The sequence below is a fragment of the Kitasatospora sp. NPDC058190 genome (genome assembly GCF_042883685.1).
Lineage (GTDB): Bacteria > Actinomycetota > Actinomycetes > Streptomycetales > Streptomycetaceae > Kitasatospora.
In genome coordinates this window covers 1-1,210 of record NZ_JBHVVI010000287.1, presented here as the reverse complement: position 1 = coordinate 1,210, position 1,210 = coordinate 1, and the positions used below count along the sequence as shown (strand labels likewise).

Annotated in this window: 1 protein-coding gene; it reads right to left on the bottom strand. The window is 69.6% G+C overall.

The features are described 5' to 3' along the window. The coding region (locus ACFVWU_RS44840; protein ID WP_387632494.1) for an RCC1 domain-containing protein at positions 1-1,130 on the bottom strand (1,130 nt) is incomplete at its 3' end. Positions 1,131-1,210: the final 80 nt, after the last annotated feature.

Genomic DNA, 1,210 nt, shown 5'->3' with positions numbered 1-1,210 from the left:
GTCCGGGGGGTAGTGGTGGTGCCGTCCCCGACCTCGCCTTGACCGTTGGCCCCCCAGGCGAGGACCGTTCCGTCCTCGTGCAACGCCAGACTGTGGAACGCGCCTGCGGTGATGGCGCGCACGTCGTGGAGGAAGCGGGTGCAGGGTGCTGTCTGGCCGGGCGCACACACCCGCACCGGCGTGGTCCGGGGGGTAGTGGTGGTGCCGTCCCCGACCTCGCCTTGACCGTTGGCCCCCCAGGCGAGGACCGTTCCGTCCTCGTGCAACGCCAGACTGTGCGCTCCGGAGAGGCCGTTCGCAGCAATATCTCGCACTCCATGGAGGAAGCGGGTGCAGGGTGCTGTCTGGCCGGGCGCACACACCCGCACCGGCGCGGTGCGGGGGGTGGCGGTGGTTCCATCGCCGAGCTGGCCGCTTCCGTTGGCCCCCCAGGCGAGGACTGTTCCGTCCTTGCGCAACGCCAGACTGTGTGAGGCTTGGTCGCCCGTCGCGATGGCGCGCACGTCGGTGAGGAAGCGGGTGCAAGGTGCTGTCTGGCCAGGCGCACACACCTGCACCGGCGTGGTCTGAGGAGTCACTGAGGTGGTGCCGTTGCCGAGTTCCCCGACGAAGTTGTCGCCCCACGCGAAGACCGTGCCGTCCTTGCGCAACGCCACACTGAAGTCGAAGCCCGCGGCAATGGCGACCACGTCGGTGAGGAAGCGGGTACAGGGTGCTGTCTGGCCGGGCGCACACACCTGCACCGGCGTGGTCCGCGGGGTGGTGGTGGTTCCGTCGCCAAGCTCGCCGTCACCGTTGAATCCCCAGGCGAGAACCGTTCCGTCATTGCGCAACGCGAGACTGAAATCGCTGCCCCCGGCAACGGCGCGCACGTCGGTGAGGAAGCGGCTGCACGGTGCTGTCTGGCCGGGCGCACACACTGGCACCGGCGTGGTCTGAGGGGTGACAGAGGTGGTGCCGTTGCCAAGCTCGCCGAAGCGGTTATCGCCCCAGGCAAGGACCGTGCCGTCCTTGTCGAAGGCCAGGCTGTGAGTTGTACCTGCGGCGATGCCGTGTACACCGCGCAGGAAAGAGTCACAGGGGGACGCTTGGCCGGGCGCACACACTGGCACCGGCGTAGACCGGTCCACAGTGGTGCCGTCGCCAAGCTGGCCGTTACCGTTGACCCCCCAGGCCAGGACGGTACCCCCCCGGGGGGGGGGGGGGGGCG